The 14,545-nt window shown below is 59.2% G+C and carries 17 protein-coding genes; 8 read left to right on the top strand and 9 right to left on the bottom strand.

Annotation, left to right across the window (positions count from 1 at the left end; genetic code table 11):
- Positions 1 to 9: 9 nt before the first annotated feature.
- Entirely contained in the window at positions 10 to 1,014 is a 1,005-nt protein-coding gene (locus Q1A20_RS07965) for a DUF2125 domain-containing protein (protein WP_299402761.1), read from the top strand.
- Here the strand turns inward: Q1A20_RS07965 and Q1A20_RS07960 are convergent.
- From Q1A20_RS07960 to hisC, 3 genes are read right to left on the bottom strand one after another with little or no spacing between them, the layout of a single operon-like run.
- Positions 1,011 to 1,802, bottom strand: a complete 792-nt coding sequence (locus Q1A20_RS07960) for an extensin family protein (protein WP_299916698.1) — start codon at positions 1,800 to 1,802, stop codon at positions 1,011 to 1,013. The genes Q1A20_RS07965 and Q1A20_RS07960 overlap by 4 nt on opposite strands.
- The gene (locus tag Q1A20_RS07955) at positions 1,799 to 2,719 is read right to left on the bottom strand and encodes a prephenate/arogenate dehydrogenase family protein (protein WP_298973943.1); all 921 of its coding nucleotides are present in this window, start codon (positions 2,717 to 2,719) and stop codon (positions 1,799 to 1,801) included. The genes Q1A20_RS07960 and Q1A20_RS07955 overlap by 4 nt, the downstream gene beginning before the upstream one ends.
- Entirely contained in the window at positions 2,716 to 3,801 is a 1,086-nt protein-coding gene (hisC, locus tag Q1A20_RS07950; RefSeq protein ID WP_299916696.1) for a histidinol-phosphate transaminase, read from the bottom strand. Before hisC ends, Q1A20_RS07955 begins: the two co-directional genes overlap by 4 nt.
- A gap of 286 nt (positions 3,802 to 4,087) precedes the next feature.
- Between hisC and Q1A20_RS07945 the strand changes: the two genes are divergently transcribed.
- Complete coding sequence (locus tag Q1A20_RS07945) at positions 4,088 to 4,690, top strand: methyltransferase domain-containing protein (RefSeq protein WP_299916694.1); 603 nt, start codon at positions 4,088 to 4,090, stop codon at positions 4,688 to 4,690.
- A gap of 70 nt (positions 4,691 to 4,760) precedes the next feature.
- Here Q1A20_RS07945 and rpsD read toward each other — a convergent pair whose 3' ends face one another.
- Both rpsD and Q1A20_RS07935 read right to left on the bottom strand, forming a co-directional pair.
- On the bottom strand, positions 4,761 to 5,381 hold the full coding sequence (gene rpsD, locus Q1A20_RS07940) for a 30S ribosomal protein S4 (protein WP_298973950.1): 621 nt from the start codon (positions 5,379 to 5,381) through the stop codon (positions 4,761 to 4,763).
- A gap of 133 nt (positions 5,382 to 5,514) precedes the next feature.
- The gene (locus Q1A20_RS07935; protein WP_299916692.1) at positions 5,515 to 6,096 is read right to left on the bottom strand and encodes a DNA-3-methyladenine glycosylase I; all 582 of its coding nucleotides are present in this window, start codon (positions 6,094 to 6,096) and stop codon (positions 5,515 to 5,517) included.
- A 151-nt stretch (positions 6,097 to 6,247) separates the two neighbouring features.
- On the opposite strand from Q1A20_RS07935, the gene Q1A20_RS07930 reads away from it, so the two are divergent.
- From Q1A20_RS07930 to Q1A20_RS07910, 5 genes are all read left to right on the top strand, one after another.
- Positions 6,248 to 7,069, top strand: a complete 822-nt coding sequence (locus Q1A20_RS07930; protein WP_298973953.1) for an EAL domain-containing protein — start codon at positions 6,248 to 6,250, stop codon at positions 7,067 to 7,069.
- A gap of 169 nt (positions 7,070 to 7,238) precedes the next feature.
- Complete coding sequence (locus Q1A20_RS07925) at positions 7,239 to 8,414, top strand: acetyl-CoA C-acetyltransferase (RefSeq protein ID WP_299402750.1); 1,176 nt, start codon at positions 7,239 to 7,241, stop codon at positions 8,412 to 8,414.
- A 137-nt stretch (positions 8,415 to 8,551) separates the two neighbouring features.
- The gene (gene phbB, locus Q1A20_RS07920; protein ID WP_298973956.1) at positions 8,552 to 9,274 is read left to right on the top strand and encodes an acetoacetyl-CoA reductase; all 723 of its coding nucleotides are present in this window, start codon (positions 8,552 to 8,554) and stop codon (positions 9,272 to 9,274) included.
- Positions 9,275 to 9,581: 307 nt separating this feature from the next.
- Positions 9,582 to 10,526, top strand: coding sequence for a transcriptional regulator GcvA (locus Q1A20_RS07915; RefSeq protein ID WP_298973957.1), 945 nt, complete (start codon positions 9,582 to 9,584; stop codon positions 10,524 to 10,526).
- Positions 10,523 to 11,392: an EamA family transporter gene (locus Q1A20_RS07910; RefSeq protein WP_299402747.1), complete on the top strand. Its 870-nt coding sequence runs from the start codon at positions 10,523 to 10,525 to the stop codon at positions 11,390 to 11,392. Before Q1A20_RS07915 ends, Q1A20_RS07910 begins: the two co-directional genes overlap by 4 nt.
- Here the strand turns inward: Q1A20_RS07910 and Q1A20_RS07905 are convergent.
- From Q1A20_RS07905 to Q1A20_RS07895, 3 genes are all read right to left on the bottom strand, one after another.
- The gene (locus Q1A20_RS07905) at positions 11,389 to 11,553 is read right to left on the bottom strand and encodes a DUF465 domain-containing protein (protein WP_298973961.1); all 165 of its coding nucleotides are present in this window, start codon (positions 11,551 to 11,553) and stop codon (positions 11,389 to 11,391) included. The two genes, Q1A20_RS07910 and Q1A20_RS07905, sit on opposite strands and share 4 nt — an antisense overlap.
- Before the next feature lie 111 nt (positions 11,554 to 11,664).
- Entirely contained in the window at positions 11,665 to 12,405 is a 741-nt protein-coding gene (locus Q1A20_RS07900; RefSeq protein WP_299402745.1) for a methyltransferase domain-containing protein, read from the bottom strand.
- On the bottom strand, positions 12,402 to 12,617 hold the full coding sequence (locus Q1A20_RS07895; RefSeq protein WP_298973964.1) for a DUF2007 domain-containing protein: 216 nt from the start codon (positions 12,615 to 12,617) through the stop codon (positions 12,402 to 12,404). Before Q1A20_RS07895 ends, Q1A20_RS07900 begins: the two co-directional genes overlap by 4 nt.
- 55 nt (positions 12,618 to 12,672) lie before the next feature.
- On the opposite strand from Q1A20_RS07895, the gene Q1A20_RS07890 reads away from it, so the two are divergent.
- Positions 12,673 to 13,674: a polyprenyl synthetase family protein gene (locus Q1A20_RS07890; RefSeq protein ID WP_299402743.1), complete on the top strand. Its 1,002-nt coding sequence runs from the start codon at positions 12,673 to 12,675 to the stop codon at positions 13,672 to 13,674.
- Here the strand turns inward: Q1A20_RS07890 and Q1A20_RS07885 are convergent.
- The gene (locus Q1A20_RS07885; RefSeq protein ID WP_299402742.1) at positions 13,650 to 14,543 is read right to left on the bottom strand and encodes a 4-(cytidine 5'-diphospho)-2-C-methyl-D-erythritol kinase; all 894 of its coding nucleotides are present in this window, start codon (positions 14,541 to 14,543) and stop codon (positions 13,650 to 13,652) included. The two genes, Q1A20_RS07890 and Q1A20_RS07885, sit on opposite strands and share 25 nt — an antisense overlap.
- Between the last annotated feature and the right edge of the window lie 2 nt (positions 14,544 to 14,545).

The following is a 14,545-nucleotide window of genomic DNA, read 5'->3' as shown; positions in this document are numbered from 1 at the left end:
GGCTCTGTCATGCGACGTTTCATCTGGCTGGCGGTTCTGGCGGCGGTGGGCTGGAGTATCTGGTGGACCGTGGCGACGCTGGGGTTGGTACGCGGCATCGACGGCTGGTTTGCCACGCGGCAATCTGAGGGCTGGCAGGCGGAGACCTCCGCGATTGCCTTTGAGGGCTATCCTTTCGACATTCTGCTCACTCTCAAAGATCCCGCCTTGGCGGACCCCGAAACCGGGGTCGCTTTTGAAGCCTCCGCCCTGACCCTGCAGGCAAAGCTTTGGGCGCCGGGCTCGATGACGCTCGGCTTGCCGGACGATCCCATTTTGCTGGCCAATCCGGAGGATCGCTATCGCCTGCTGACGCAAAAGGGACAGGCGCGTCTGTCGGTCAAGACCAACGCAGCGCTTGAGTTGGAAGACATGATGGCTGCTGCAGATGCCTGGTTGTTGAGCAGGGATGCGGGCGACCTTCTATCCGGTGGCGCATCCGAGGCCGCGGTCCAGCAAGATGCCGAGGACCCCGCAACCTATCAGTTTGATCTGAATGTGGACGCCCTGCGCCCGGGCGAGGTGATGCGCGATACGCTGTTCATCCCCGAAGATTGGCCGGTGAATTTTGATCGGTTGACGGTGCAGGCCCGGGTGCATTTTGACCGCCCCTGGGATGTCACAGCGCTTGAAGTCTCCCGCCCGCAGCCGCGCCGGATCGTCATCAACGAAGCCGAAGCAATCTGGGGCGAACTTCGATTGCGATTTGCAGCGGGCTTGGAGGTGGACGAGGTCGGAAACGCCAGCGGGACGGTGAATGTGCAAGCGCGCAACTGGCGGGCCATGCTGACGCTGGCGGAAACCGGCGGCGTCCTCCCGTCGGCCTTGAAGCCGCAGATTGAACAGGCGCTGTCGACCTTCGCCGGGCTGTCCGGCAACCCTGAGGCTCTGGATCTGACCCTGACACTGCGCGAAGGTTTTGTCTCTCTGGGCTTTTTGCCTCTGGGACAAGCCCCGCGCCTCATCCTGCGTTAACGGCAATAGGATCCGCTGCGGTAGCGTGCGGTGTCGAAATGGAAATGGTCGCGGTGATGGCTGTCGGCATTCGGTCCCAGCACCGTGCCAAACGGGCCGCAGGCCCCCCGGTGCATGTCGCGCAACGCCTGACCGTAGTCCCGCGCCGTCCAGCCCGTCAAAACGGTGATCATCGATCCGTCACGCAACTGAAAACCCGAAATGTCGATCGCACGGCCCTTGCCATGTTCGGAAATGCGCGCGCCCTTCTTGTTGTTCCGGGTCCGGCAGGCGTAGTGCGCCGCGACACGCAGGCCTTTCAGCCCGCCGCCCTTCTTGCTCAGGGCGGGTTTCGCCGCGTCGTTGATCCACGATTTCAACGCCTGCGCCGTCCCGCAATCCATGACCGCCCTTTGGCTGAGCGTCACATCGGACACCGACCGCACACGCACCGCTTGGGTGACGCCACACCCTATGACCCCGCTGGTCACACGGCCCACGACCTCACCCTGAATGTCCGGATCGCCGCATATGGCACCTTTGGCCCGCAGCTTTTGATGCTTGCGGATCACACGGCGCACCGCCCGTGTCCGTTCCTGCGGGCGCAGAGAGACGCGCGGCACATCCCCGCGCACCGTTGCCGCCATGGCCTCGGGCGAGCGCTCGGGCGCTGATATCGCACCCGAACTCTCCAGATTCAGAGGCAACGCGCCTGTCGTGGGTCGGCTGACGGGCCGTTTTGACGTATCAGGGGCATTGGCAGCGGCACTACCTGCCGCAAGCACGCAAATGAGCAGCAGAAGCCTCACGAAGACGCCTTGCCCCGTCCGAAATCCGGGGCGTCGGTATCCTGACCCGCTTCGATGATCCCACGCCGGATCGCCCGTGTACGGGTGAAATAGTCATGCAGATGTTCGCCGTCACCGGTCCGAATGGCGCGTTGCAGGGCAAAGAGCTCTTCGGTGAACCGTCCCAGAATTTCCAGCGTCGCATCCTTGTTCGTCAAGAACACGTCGCGCCACATGGTCGGGTCACTCGCTGCAATCCGTGTGAAATCGCGAAACCCGGCAGCGGAGTATTTGATCACCTCGCTGTCGGTGACACGGCGCAGATCATCGGCCACGCCAACCATGGTATAGGCAATCAGATGCGGCGCATGGCTGGTGACGGCCAGCACCAGATCATGGTGATCGGCCTCCATTTCCTCGACATTGCTGCCCATCCCTTCCCACAGCGCGCGCAGTTGTGCCACGGCCTTCGGGTCAGACCCTTCGACAGGCACCAGCAGAAGCCAACGATTGTCAAAGAGCTCCGCAAAGCCCGCTTCCGGCCCGGAATGCTCGGTCCCAGCAATCGGGTGCCCGGGAATAAAGTGAACATGATCCGGCAGATGCGGAGAGACGTTGTCAATCACATCGCGTTTGACGGAGCCTACGTCTGAAAGGGTCGCGCCCGGTTTCAAGTCATCTGCGATCCCCGCCACGACACTGCCCATCACGCCCACAGGCACGCAGAGCACCACCAGATCAGCATCCTGCACCGCCTCGTTCGCGGTGTCGCACACCCGGTCACACAGGCCGATCCGTCGCGCCGTGTCCCGCGTCTCGGCGCTACGCGCATAACCCGTGATCTCGCCCGCGAGCCCCTTGCGTTTCATCGCCCAGAACATCGAGGAGGCAATCAATCCCAGTCCGATCAGAGCGACGCGGTTATAAATCACGCTCATTCTGCCCCCTTGAAGGACCCAAGCGCCTCCAGCACCCGGGTCACGTCCTCTGCGCGACCCACGGTGATCCGCAATGCTTCCGGGAAGCCGTAGCCCTTGACCAGCCGCACCAGAATACCCGCGGCTTTCAGATGTGCATCGGCGGCGAGGGCCTCTACCTCACTGGCAAAACGGGCCATTACGAAATTGGCGTGGCTTTCATCACAGGCGATGCCCAACTGGTGCAGACCGCCGGTCAGTCGGGCACGCTGTTCCGCGTTTTCCTGCAAACAGGTCTCGACAAAGGCGCGGTCGCGCACTGCGGTCTCGGCACCCGCCAGCGCGACGGACGACATGTTGAACGGGCCCCGTATCCGGTTGAGCACATCGATGATATTTTGCGGGGCGTAGCCCCAGCCAACGCGCAATCCACCAAGCCCATAGAGCTTGGAGAAGGTCCGCGTCATGACGACATTTGCGCGTGCTTCGACCAAGGACGCGCCGCCGTCATAGCCATGGAAGAACTCCGCATAGGCGCCGTCGAGCACCAGCAGGCAATGATCCGGCACCGCATCGGCCAGATGCGTCAGCGCGTCCATGTCAAGCGCGGTGCCCGTGGGGTTCGCCGGGTTCGCGATGTAGATCAGACGCGTGGCATCGCTTATTCGATCGATCAGGGCATCGACATCAACGCACCGATCCTTTTCCGGCGCAACCACGGGTGTCGCGCCCGCCGAGAGCGCAAAAATGCGATAGAGCGAGAACCCGTGTTCGGTATAGAGCACCTCGTCCCCCGGTCCGGCAAAGGCCATGGCCAGCAGTGTCAAAATCTCGTCCGACCCGACGCCGCAGATGATGCGTTGCGCATCCAGCCCGTGCACCTCGGCGATGGCCTGCCGCAGCTTCATATGATCCGTGGACGGGTAGCGGTGCAATCCGGTTGCAGCCTCCGTGACGGCGGCAATCGTCTTGGCGCTTGTCCCAAAAGGGTTCTCGTTCGAGCTGAGCTTGAGCGGATCGGTTTGCCCCTCGATCTGCGAGGCACCACCCTGGTAAAGGGCGATGTCCATAATGCCGGGCTGGGGGCGGATAGCTTGTGTCATCGGGTCGTCTCCTGTCTGGCGGACATTAGCGAGGTGCAGCGTGGTCTGCCACCGGAAGTTTGCCGATGCGTCACGATGCCGAAAAGTGCCCTGCTTTAGCCGCATTGGCGCAATTCTGGCCGCATGCCCATGTGATGCACCCCTGAGCATCCATCCGGGCTGGAAAGCCTTCCTGAAAACCACTCAGGCGCCATTGTTTCCTCAAACGCACAGGCACACACCGCGGCGCGGACTTGCCGCTCCGCCCACCCTGTGACAGTCTTTTGATATGCCGCATGATACCGCTTTGCTTGATCGCCGATACGCCAGTGCCGCGCCTAGATGGTCCGACCGTATGCGCCTGTTGGGCTATTACGATGGCTATCTGGGGTTTCTGTCTCACCTGCCCCATGCTGCCCGAAGGGGGGGCCATGTCATCGATATCGGTGCAGGCACCGGCGCCATGGCCGAAGCCTGGGTGGCCGTAAACGGCGCGCCCGAACGACTTGCATTGCTTGATCCATCCGCCGCAATGCTGGCAAGCGCTGAGACAGCTTTGACGGCGCGTGGTGTGGATGCGGACTATCTGATCGAAGGTCTGAACGCCGAGACCGCGGGGCAATTTGATGTCTTGCTGGCCGCACATGTAATCGAACACTTCAAAAGCCCGCAGCAGGCGTTAAGACATATGCGACGCCTGGCACGCCCAGGTGCCCAATTGTGGCTGTCCGTTTCCAAACCCCATTGGTGCAGCGTATTGATCTGGCTCCAATGGCGACACCGCACGTTCAGGCCCGCAGAGATCGACCAAATGCTGCAAAGCGCCGGGTTTGTCGCGGAACAGCATTATGCCTTCCCCGCAGGCCCACCCTCGCGGACCAGCTTTGGCGTGGTCGCACGCGCGGTTTAGCGGTCATCGCACAGAAAAAGGCCGCGCCAGATTTCTCTGACACGGCCTTTTGATTAATATCGCGAAACGCTTAGTTTTTCGCGTAGAATTCGACGACGAGGTTCGGTTCCATCATGACCGGATACGGCACATCGCCCAGCGCCGGGGTGCGCACGAATTTTGCGGTCATCTTGGAGTGGTCGGCCTCGATATAGTCCGGCACATCGCGCTCAGGCAGCTGCGTTGCTTCGAGCAGCACGGCCAGTTGCTTGGAGCGGTCACGCACCTCAATCACATCACCTTCCTGCACGCGGTAGGACGGGATGTTGACCTTCTTGCCGTTCACTTTCACGTGGCCGTGGTTCACGAACTGGCGCGCCGCGAAAACGGTGGCCACAAATTTTGAGCGGTACACAACGGCGTCCAGACGACGCTCCAGCAGACCAATCAGGTTTTCACCGGTATCGCCTTTGACACGCTCAGCTTCGGAATAGATGCGACGGAACTGCTTTTCGGTCAGATCACCGTAGTAGCCCTTGAGCTTCTGCTTGGCGCGCAGCTGAATACCGAAATCGGACAATTTGCCTTTGCGGCGCTGACCGTGCTGGCCGGGGCCATATTCGCGGCGGTTAACCGGGGATTTCGGACGCCCCCAGATGTTTTCGCCCATACGGCGGTCGATTTTATACTTGGCAGACGTGCGTTTGGTCACGGCTGATCTCCTTCTCAAGATGCCCGGATGGGCGATGAAGGGCGTTGTCCTCTGGTTTAAACCTGACAGGCATTCCCTTGCGGGGGCCACCAACACCAATGAAGCCGCGCTTATACGCCTGTATCTGTCGGAGTCAACGGGTCTTTGCCAGCGCGATTTCGGCAACCTCGGCGTGGCGATGGCAGGTCACCAGGTGGTCGTTGACCATCCCCACCGCCTGCATGAACGCGTAAACGATCGTTGGCCCACAGAATCGAAACCCTTCCTTTTTCAGATCCTTGGAAATCTGCTTGGAGAGCGGGGTAAAAGCAGGCACCTCTTCCAGCGTCTTCCAGCTATTCTGCAAGGGGATGCCGCCCATGTAATTCCATAAAAACTGATCAAATCCGCCCCGCGCTTCAAGGTTTTGCCAGACACGCGCGTTGGAAATCGTGGCTTCAATCTTGCCGCGGTGCCGAATAATGCCTTTGTCCGCCAACAACCGCTCAACCTCCACCGGTCCCCACTCCGCAATGAGGTCGGGCTGAAAGCCAGCAAAGGCTGATCGGAAATTTTCCCGCTTTTTCAAAATGGTGAGCCAGCTCAACCCCGCCTGAAACCCATCCAGCACCAGCTTTTCCCAAAGCGCCCGACTGTCATATTCCGGCACACCCCAGTCCGTATCATGGTATTTCAAATAGATTTCATCGGGTCCTGCCCAGCCGCACCGCTCCATGCTCGTTGCCCCTGTTTACGTTAACTTTCAAAGCATTAAACCACGATTCAAATTAGAACAAAATGAGAATATTTACCGAGTATTAGGGGTTTTGGTCACAAAGTGGCGGCACGACTTGAGCGAGGACCAGATGCCCGGACCGAGAAAAAGAATGTTGGCGGATATTCCGGCTGGCGCGGAAAATCCGCTGTCCTTCGCCCTGTCGCGGCGCGATCAGAATGTCACGCAAATGGTTGCAGAGGCGATCAAGCACAAACAGGTCATGTTGGCCTACCAGCCGGTCATGCAATCACGCGCGCCGGATAAGGTCGCCTTTTACGAAGGCCTGATCCGCGTCCTGGATGCGACCGGGCGCGTCATACCGGCCTCTGATTTCATGAATACCATCGAGAATACGGAACTTGGGCGTCAACTGGACACACTCGCCCTGGGTATGGGGCTGCGCGCATTGCACGAAAACCCCGATCTGCGTTTGTCGATCAATATGTCGGCGCGCTCAATCGGATATCGGCAATGGAATCGCACGCTGGACCGGTGGCTCTCGCGCAATGGCATGATCGCTGAACGCCTTATTCTCGAAATCACGGAAAGCTCTGCGATGACCGTGCCGGAGCTTGTGGTCGATTTTATGGACCGTCTGCAGATCGAGGGTATTTGCTTTGCCCTCGACGATTTTGGTGCCGGTTACACCGCCTTGAGTTACTTCAAGGATTTCTACTTCGATGTGCTGAAAATTGACGGGCAATTCATTCAGGGCATTGCAACCGATCCCGATAATCAGGCGCTGACAGCCGCGCTTGTGTCCATCGCACGTCATTTTGACATGCTGACCGTGGCTGAATTTGTCGAAAACAAGCAGGATGCCGAAACGCTTATAGAGCTTGGTTTGGACTGCTTGCAGGGATATTACTTCGGCGCTGCGACCACCCGCCCCTATTGGCTGGGCAACGCTGCAGCCAAAAGCGCTGTATAAGCTCACAAGGGCGCATACATGGCGCTTGCACCTAATGTCACATTTCCATTGGTTGCTGCTGCGCAGCGAATAAGATAAGCATTTTCCCATCATCGGTGGGGGTGCCGGGCCTTGGTTTTCAGGTGTGCGTGAGGCGTCCCTTCCCAGAAATGGCAAAGGACACATCTCTATGACGAACGTCGTTATCGCATCCGCGGCCCGCACTGCTGTTGGCAGTTTTGGCGGATCTTTCGCAACCACCCCTGCTCATGATCTTGGCGCTGCCGTGCTGAAAGAAGTCGTTGCGCGCGCAGGTGTCGATGCATCGGAAGTTTCTGAGACCATCCTCGGTCAGGTTCTGACGGCGGCTCAGGGTCAAAACCCGGCGCGTCAGGCTCATATCAACGCCGGTCTGCCACAGGAAAGTGCAGCCTGGACGATCAATCAGGTGTGTGGATCCGGCCTGCGGGCCGTCGCTCTGGCCGCTCAGCATATCCAATTGGGTGACGCCGACATCGTTGCCGCAGGCGGCCAGGAAAACATGACCTTGTCGCCGCATGCCGCTTCCCTGCGCGCCGGTCACAAAATGGGCGACATGAAATATATCGACACCATGATTCGCGACGGCCTCTGGGACGCTTTCAACGGTTACCACATGGGTCAGACCGCCGAAAACGTCGCCGAGAAATGGCAGATCAGCCGCGATCAGCAGGATGAATTCGCCGTCGCCTCGCAAAACAAGGCCGAAGCGGCTCAAAAAGCGGGTAAGTTTTCTGATGAAATCATGGCCTTCACCGTGAAGGGCCGCAAAGGCGATACCGTTGTGGATCAGGACGAATACATCCGCCACGGCGCAACCATCGACGCCATGCAAAAACTGCGCCCGGCTTTCACCAAGGACGGCTCTGTTACGGCCGCCAATGCCTCCGGTTTGAATGATGGCGCAGCTGGCGCTTTGATGATGTCCGCCGATGAAGCCGAAAAACGCGGCATCGAACCGCTCGCGCGTATCGCAAGCTACGCCACCGTCGGCCTGGACCCTTCCATCATGGGCGCAGGGCCGATTTACGCGAGCCGGAAAGCGCTGGAGAAAGCCGGTTGGAAGGCCGAAGACCTTGATCTGGTTGAGGCTAATGAGGCCTTCGCGGCACAGGCCTGCGCGGTGAATAAAGACATGGGCTGGAACCCGGAAGTCGTTAACGTCAACGGTGGTGCCATCGCTATCGGCCACCCGATTGGCGCATCCGGTGCGCGCATTCTGAACACGCTGCTTTTTGAAATGAAGCGGCGCGATGCCAAAAAAGGCCTGGCAACATTGTGCATCGGCGGCGGCATGGGTGTCGCCATGTGCCTCGAGCGCCCCTGATCAATACTCGGGCGGCGCTTTAAAGCGCCGCCCGATACATTTTTCCTACCTTCAGTACGATTCCGCTGCGCAATAAAGTTGCGCAACACGAATTGAATGCGTAACAAGATTATCAGAAAATCAAAGGAGAATCCTATATGTCCCGCGTCGCACTTGTCACCGGAGGCAGCCGAGGCATCGGCGCTTCGATTTCCAATGCGCTGAAAGACGCAGGCTACTCTGTCGCCGCCACATACGCTGGCAACGACGAAGCAGCAGCGAAGTTCACCGATGAAACCGGCATCAAGACCTACAAATGGAACGTCGCGGATTACAACGCCTGCAAAGACGGCATCGCGGGCGTGGAGGCGGATCTGGGCCCGATTGATGTGGTCGTCGCCAATGCAGGCATCACGCGCGACGCGCCGTTCCACAAAATGACACCGGAGCAGTGGCAAGAGGTGATCGACACCAACCTGACTGGCGTTTTCAACACCGTCCATCCGATTTGGCCCGGCATGCGCGAGCGCAAATTTGGCCGTGTGATCGTGATCAGCTCGATCAATGGCCAAAAGGGCCAGTTCGCGCAGGTCAACTACGCCGCCACTAAAGCCGGAGATTTGGGCATCGTGAAGTCGCTGGCACAAGAAGGAGCGCGGGCTGGCATCACCGCAAATGCGATCTGCCCGGGGTATATCGCAACCGAAATGGTGATGGCCGTACCCGAGAAGGTGCGCGAATCGATCATCGGTCAAATTCCCGCCGGTCGGTTGGGCGAGCCGGAAGAGATCGCACGTTGCGTCGTATTCCTCGCCTCCGACGATTCCGGGTTCATCAACGGCTCGACAATTTCCGCCAATGGGGCGCAATTCTTCGTCTAGGCACTTGTCGTCAGAACCAAAAAAGGGCCGGTTATCTCAACCGGCCCTTTTTGCATCCCGTAAGTCGGCTGCAGTCCGTCAGCGGGAAGAGGAGAACAACCAGCTCCATGCGTCTTTCATGGCCTGTGCCCGTTCTTCATGGGCGCGCTGCATTGCGTTACGTGTGGCGGTATCTGTTGCGGCTTCAAACATCGTTCAAGTCCTCGTAGTGGCATCAGTTCATTTGATCTGAATTTACTATGTCATTCGCAAACAAAACCGACAAACGAGACTTTTCATCTATTCAGATAAGATATACTTAAGTGAAATGATAGAACGCCTTCCACCGCTCACAGCGTTACGCGCTTTTGAGGCCGCAGCCCGGCACATGTCCTTTGCCAAGGCTGCAGACGAGCTATCCGTGACACCCGCTGCCCTAAGCTTTCAAATCAAATCACTCGAAGAGCATTTGGGCGCACCATTGTTTCGCCGATTAAATCGCGCGGTCGAATTGACGGAGGCGGGGGTGGCTCTGGCACCCGGCGCCGCCGACGGTTTTCAAACCCTCTCAAACGCTTGGCGCGCGGCGCAGCGCCTGCAGGACAATCAAACACTGACCGTCACCGCCGGGCCCGCATTTACCGCCAAATGGCTTGCGCCCCGGCTCTACGAATTTGCCCAGGCGCATCCGGACATTGAGCTGCGGTTTTCCGCGTCGTTGAAAATCATGGACTTCGGGCGCGACGCGATTGATGTCGCCATCCGCTTTGGCAGGCATGACGACGCGGGTCTCTACTCGTTGCCCCTGGCAAAGGAATGGGTCGCGCCGGTAATGACGCCAGCCCTCGCGGCTCAATTCCCGGACACGGAAAGCCTCATGTCCGCGCCTTTGATCTTTGATGACTCTATCAGCTTTCTGCGCCCCAGCTGCGATTGGAAAGCGTGGTTCGCCACGATGGGGTATGATTTTGACCCGCAGCACGGCCCTCATTTCAGCCAGGCCGACCATGCAGTGGATGCGGCCTTGGCGGGCGTTGGAGTGGTCTTGGGGCGCCGTGCCCTTGTGGTCAAAGACATCGACGAAGGCCGGTTGGTCGCCCCTTATGGGACCGCGCTGTCAACCGGTGCGCGGTTCCGATTTCTCTGTCCGGAAGGCACGGAAAACCGGCCTCAGGTCAAAGCGTTTCGAGAATGGATGTTGCGCGAAATCAGCAAAACGACCTACATCACCGAAGCCATCCAAGTTGTTGACCCGATAGAAAGCCTCGCATGACCAAGCCTCAGGCCACGCTGGTCGGATTTATAGCCGTCATCCTTTGGGCGCTTCTGGCGCTCCTCACCGTGGGCTCTTCCCCAACACCGCCATTCTTGCTCAATACCATATGCTTTACCATCGGCGGGACCTGTGGATTGATCTGGACAGCGCTTTCCGGTGGTCTACGCGTGCTCCGCACCGTGCCGCTGAAGGTATATTTTTTCGGCACGCTGGGGTTGTTTGGCTACCACGCGCTGTATTTCTCCGCGCTGCGCCTCGCCCCCGCTGCGGAGGCAGGATTGATCGCGTACCTCTGGCCATTGCTGATTGTTGTCCTGTCAGGACTGCTCCCAGGCGAACGGGTGAAACGAGGCCACCTTCTCGGCGCGATCATCGGCTTCGCAGGCGCCGCTTTGATCATTTCAGGTGGTGGCGGTGGCTTTCAGGCCGAATTTCTCAGCGGCTACCTGCTGGCACTGATCTGCGCTCTGACCTGGTCGAGCTATTCTGTGCTGTCACGTCTGGTCGGTGAGGCGCCAACACAGTCCGTGACGGTCTTTTGCCTCGCGTCCGCGGCGTTGTCGCTGCCACTGCACCTGATGTTTGAGCAAACAGCCATGCCAGTAACCGCGGTTGCCTGGGTTTCCACAATACTTCTGGGGCTCGGGCCCGTGGGGCTTGCATTCTTTGTCTGGGACATTGGCGTCAAGCACGGAGACATACAGTTATTGGGAGCGGCATCTTATGCAGCGCCGCTTTTGTCTACGTGCGTTCTTGTAGTGGCTGGTGTTGCACCATTGTCAGCGACCCTTGGGATCGCGGCCATCCTGGTGACGAGCGGTGCCGTGATTGCGGCCCGGGCCAGCCTGACGTCGGGAAACTAGCTCGACAGTCGCGTTATTTCTTCCTTGAGGCGTAGTTTTTGTTTTTTCAGGTCAGCGATTGCAAGGTCGTCGATGCCGGGTGCGCGTTGCGCCTCTTCTACGGCTTCGCTCAGTGTCTGATGTTTTTTCTTCAGCTGGTCGACATGCGCAGTAACGCTCATTCATTCCTCCTGTTTGCTACGGTACGGCACAAGTTGAACACACCTTGCGATTCAAGTCACGCCGCATTCGCAGAATGCACACACTACCCGTTAAAATTGTATTAACGGCGTTCAAAACCGCAGCGCCGCCCCTTCCCGCAGCACGGATTTGACCAGGGGAACATAGCTGTCGGCGTCCTGCAGGTGCCGCGGGCCTTCGTGGAGAATCAATGGCGCATGCAGTTTGAAGGCCGCGCGCCCGTTTTTGCGCGCACGGATGATCACCAGCTCTGCGCGGCGCCCGATGCGTGGGCTGATCGGCAAAACCTCGATGCTGCCCATGTGCCGCGGCAGGGCGGCCAGGATTTCAGGCAACCGCTCTGCGCGGTGAATGAAGTGAATAAACCCCTTTGGCTTCACACGTTTGGCCGCGACCTTCACCCAGATGAGCAAAGGGGTGTCTTCACCCAATGCGGTTTCGCGCCCGGCATCATCGGCAGCGCGGCCCGCCGTACGATCAAAATAGGGTGGATTTGCAATGACATGATCGAATTGGCGGTCACGCAGATCCAGCGGCAAATCGTTCAGATCCGCCACCACGACCTCTAGCGCACCGCCGCCGTTGCGCTCGGCCAGCCGGGCATAATCTTGCTGCAGCTCCACGCCCGTGAGCGACAAGCCGGAAACCCGCGCGCCCAGACACAATGCCGCAGCCCCGACACCGCAACCAAGGTCCAGAATGCTTTGCCCGGGCACGGCTGGCACGCTCGCGGCCAGAAGGACCGGATCGACCCCCGCGCGATACCCGGTTTTGGGCTGCAAGAGCTGCACCTGACCGCCCAAAAAGTCGTCCCGCGTCAGCGCATCATTCATTTGCCCAGCGGAATTTCATTGTCGCGCATTACGCGCATCGCGGCGGTGTGATCATCGGACCGGACCATCAACCGACGCGGGAATATTCCGATGCCCCCTTCGAGCACGCTCATGTTTACGTCCAATTCAAAGCAGTCTATATCCTCGCCCTGAAGAAGGGCCGTGGCAAAGGCGATGATCGTTGGGTCTGTGCTGCGCAAAAGTTCCTTCATATCAGGGATGTAAAGGCAAGCTGACGGTCATGTCGAGCGTGCAAACGGGAAGTTGATGTTGCAGACTGAAAATTCGCAAAAACCCCATGATCGGATGGCGGCCTTTCTGGCCGATGATCTGGCCGCGGTGAACACTTTGATCCGCACGCGCATGGCGTCTGAGCATGCCCCGCGTATTCCCGAAGTGACCGCGCATCTGGTTGATGCGGGCGGCAAACGTCTGCGGCCAATGCTGACGCTCGCAGCCGCGCATATGTGTGGCTATGAGGGGCCCTATCACATCAATCTTGCGGCGACCGTGGAGTTCATTCACACCGCAACGCTGCTGCACGATGATGTCGTCGATGAAAGCGGCCAGCGGCGCGGGCGTCCGACGGCGAACCTGCTGTGGGACAATAAATCGTCGGTTCTGGTGGGTGATTATCTCTTCGCACGCAGTTTTCAGTTGATGACGGAAACCGGCTCATTGCGCGTGCTGGACATCCTGTCGAATGCCTCCGCGACGATTGCCGAAGGCGAGGTTCTGCAGCTCACGGCCAGTCAGGATCTGGGCACAACAGAAGACATCTACCTCAAGGTGGTCCGTGGCAAGACCGCGGCACTGTTTTCTGCGGCCATGGAAGTTGGCGGGGTGATCGCTGATGCACCCGAAAACCAGGTGCGGGCCCTTTTTGACTATGGCGATGCTTTGGGCGTGGCCTTTCAGATTGTTGATGATCTTCTGGATTTTCAAGGGGATGCCAGTGCAATCGGGAAAAATATCGGTGATGACTTCCGCGAACGAAAGCTGACCATGCCCTTGATCAAGGCGGTTGCGAAAGCAGATGCAGAGGAGCACGCTTTTTGGGTCCGCACCATCGAGAAGGGCAAACAAACCGATGGCGATCTGGACCACGTTCTGGCTCTTTTGCAAAAACATGATGCATTGACTGATACGGCCACTGCGGCCCGCACCTGGGCGGCGCAGGCAAAGGATGCACTTGCGCCCCTTCCCGATCACGAGGTCAAAAAGATGCTAAGCGATCTGGCCGATTACGTGGTTGAGCGGATCAATTGAGGACGCGCGCGCGCCGATTGTGAGCCAAGCCGCGCGGCTATAACCCACCAGTCTGGATGGGTCTGCGCCATGGCGAGCGCGGCACGCTCGGCGCCTTCCTGATCCGGGAACACCCCAAAACAGGTTGCGCCCGACCCTGACATGCGCGCCAGCAGGCAATCCTGCTGAGACGCCAAAACGGTTTTCACCTCGGCAATCGATGGCTCCAGCGACATTGCCGGGCCTTCCAGGTCGTTGCGCTGTTCGGCAAGCCAGGCGACCAGGGTCTGCGCGTTTTTGAAGGTCGGAAGTGTCTTTGGCATGGGCGGATGGCTCTTTTGAACCAGCGCCTTGAAGACCGACGGCGTTGATACTGCACGTCGCGGGTTTGCTAAAACCGCGTGTAGCGGGGGCAGCTCCGGCAGGGGGTCAACCTCTTCACCAATCCCCCCCACGCGCGCGGCGACAGAGTGCAGGCACATCGGGATATCCGCGCCAAGCGCCAAAAGCTCAGCGGAGCGGTCGACGCCCTCCAGGATGGCTAACAGCCCGCGATAGGTCGCAGCCGCATCCGCCGATCCACCACCAATCCCCGAAGAGACCGGCAGATCCTTGATCAAATCAAACCCTGTGCCCTCCAGCCCGTCAAACAACCGCGCGACCTGCAGGATAAGGTTATCACCGCCCCTGGGCACGGCATTGGCCTCAGATCCCCCGACGGTCATCGAAAGTGCATCGCCCGGGGCAATGCGCAGCCTGTCGCCGACATCTGCAAAAACCACGAGGCTGTCGATCAGATGGTAGCCATCTGCGCGCTGACCGGTAACATGAAGCGTCAGATTGATCTTGGCCGGCGCAAAGACCTCAACAGCCGGACGCTGATCAGCCATGG

It is taken from the genome of uncultured Roseobacter sp. (assembly GCF_947501835.1).
GTDB lineage: Bacteria > Pseudomonadota > Alphaproteobacteria > Rhodobacterales > Rhodobacteraceae > Roseobacter.
This window is presented reverse-complemented; position numbering and strand designations above follow the sequence as displayed.

Coding starts and splice junctions, on each gene's coding strand:
- Q1A20_RS07955 (WP_298973943.1), bottom strand. CDS start 2,719: ATGAGCGTGATTTATAACCGCGTCGCTCTGATCGGACTGGGATTGATT.
- Q1A20_RS07885 (WP_299402742.1), bottom strand. CDS start 14,543: ATGGCTGATCAGCGTCCGGCTGTTGAGGTCTTTGCGCCGGCCAAGATC.
- Q1A20_RS07935 (WP_299916692.1), bottom strand. CDS start 6,096: ATGGAGCGGTGCGGCTGGGCAGGACCCGATGAAATCTATTTGAAATAC.
- Q1A20_RS07925 (WP_299402750.1), top strand. CDS start 7,239: ATGACGAACGTCGTTATCGCATCCGCGGCCCGCACTGCTGTTGGCAGT.
- Q1A20_RS07900 (WP_299402745.1), bottom strand. CDS start 12,405: ATGAATGATGCGCTGACGCGGGACGACTTTTTGGGCGGTCAGGTGCAG.
- Q1A20_RS07965 (WP_299402761.1), top strand. CDS start 10: ATGCGACGTTTCATCTGGCTGGCGGTTCTGGCGGCGGTGGGCTGGAGT.
- Q1A20_RS07890 (WP_299402743.1), top strand. CDS start 12,673: ATGTTGCAGACTGAAAATTCGCAAAAACCCCATGATCGGATGGCGGCC.
- phbB (WP_298973956.1), top strand. CDS start 8,552: ATGTCCCGCGTCGCACTTGTCACCGGAGGCAGCCGAGGCATCGGCGCT.
- Q1A20_RS07905 (WP_298973961.1), bottom strand. CDS start 11,553: ATGAGCGTTACTGCGCATGTCGACCAGCTGAAGAAAAAACATCAGACA.
- hisC (WP_299916696.1), bottom strand. CDS start 3,801: ATGACACAAGCTATCCGCCCCCAGCCCGGCATTATGGACATCGCCCTT.
- Q1A20_RS07915 (WP_298973957.1), top strand. CDS start 9,582: ATGATAGAACGCCTTCCACCGCTCACAGCGTTACGCGCTTTTGAGGCC.
- Q1A20_RS07910 (WP_299402747.1), top strand. CDS start 10,523: ATGACCAAGCCTCAGGCCACGCTGGTCGGATTTATAGCCGTCATCCTT.
- Q1A20_RS07930 (WP_298973953.1), top strand. CDS start 6,248: ATGTTGGCGGATATTCCGGCTGGCGCGGAAAATCCGCTGTCCTTCGCC.
- Q1A20_RS07895 (WP_298973964.1), bottom strand. CDS start 12,617: ATGAAGGAACTTTTGCGCAGCACAGACCCAACGATCATCGCCTTTGCC.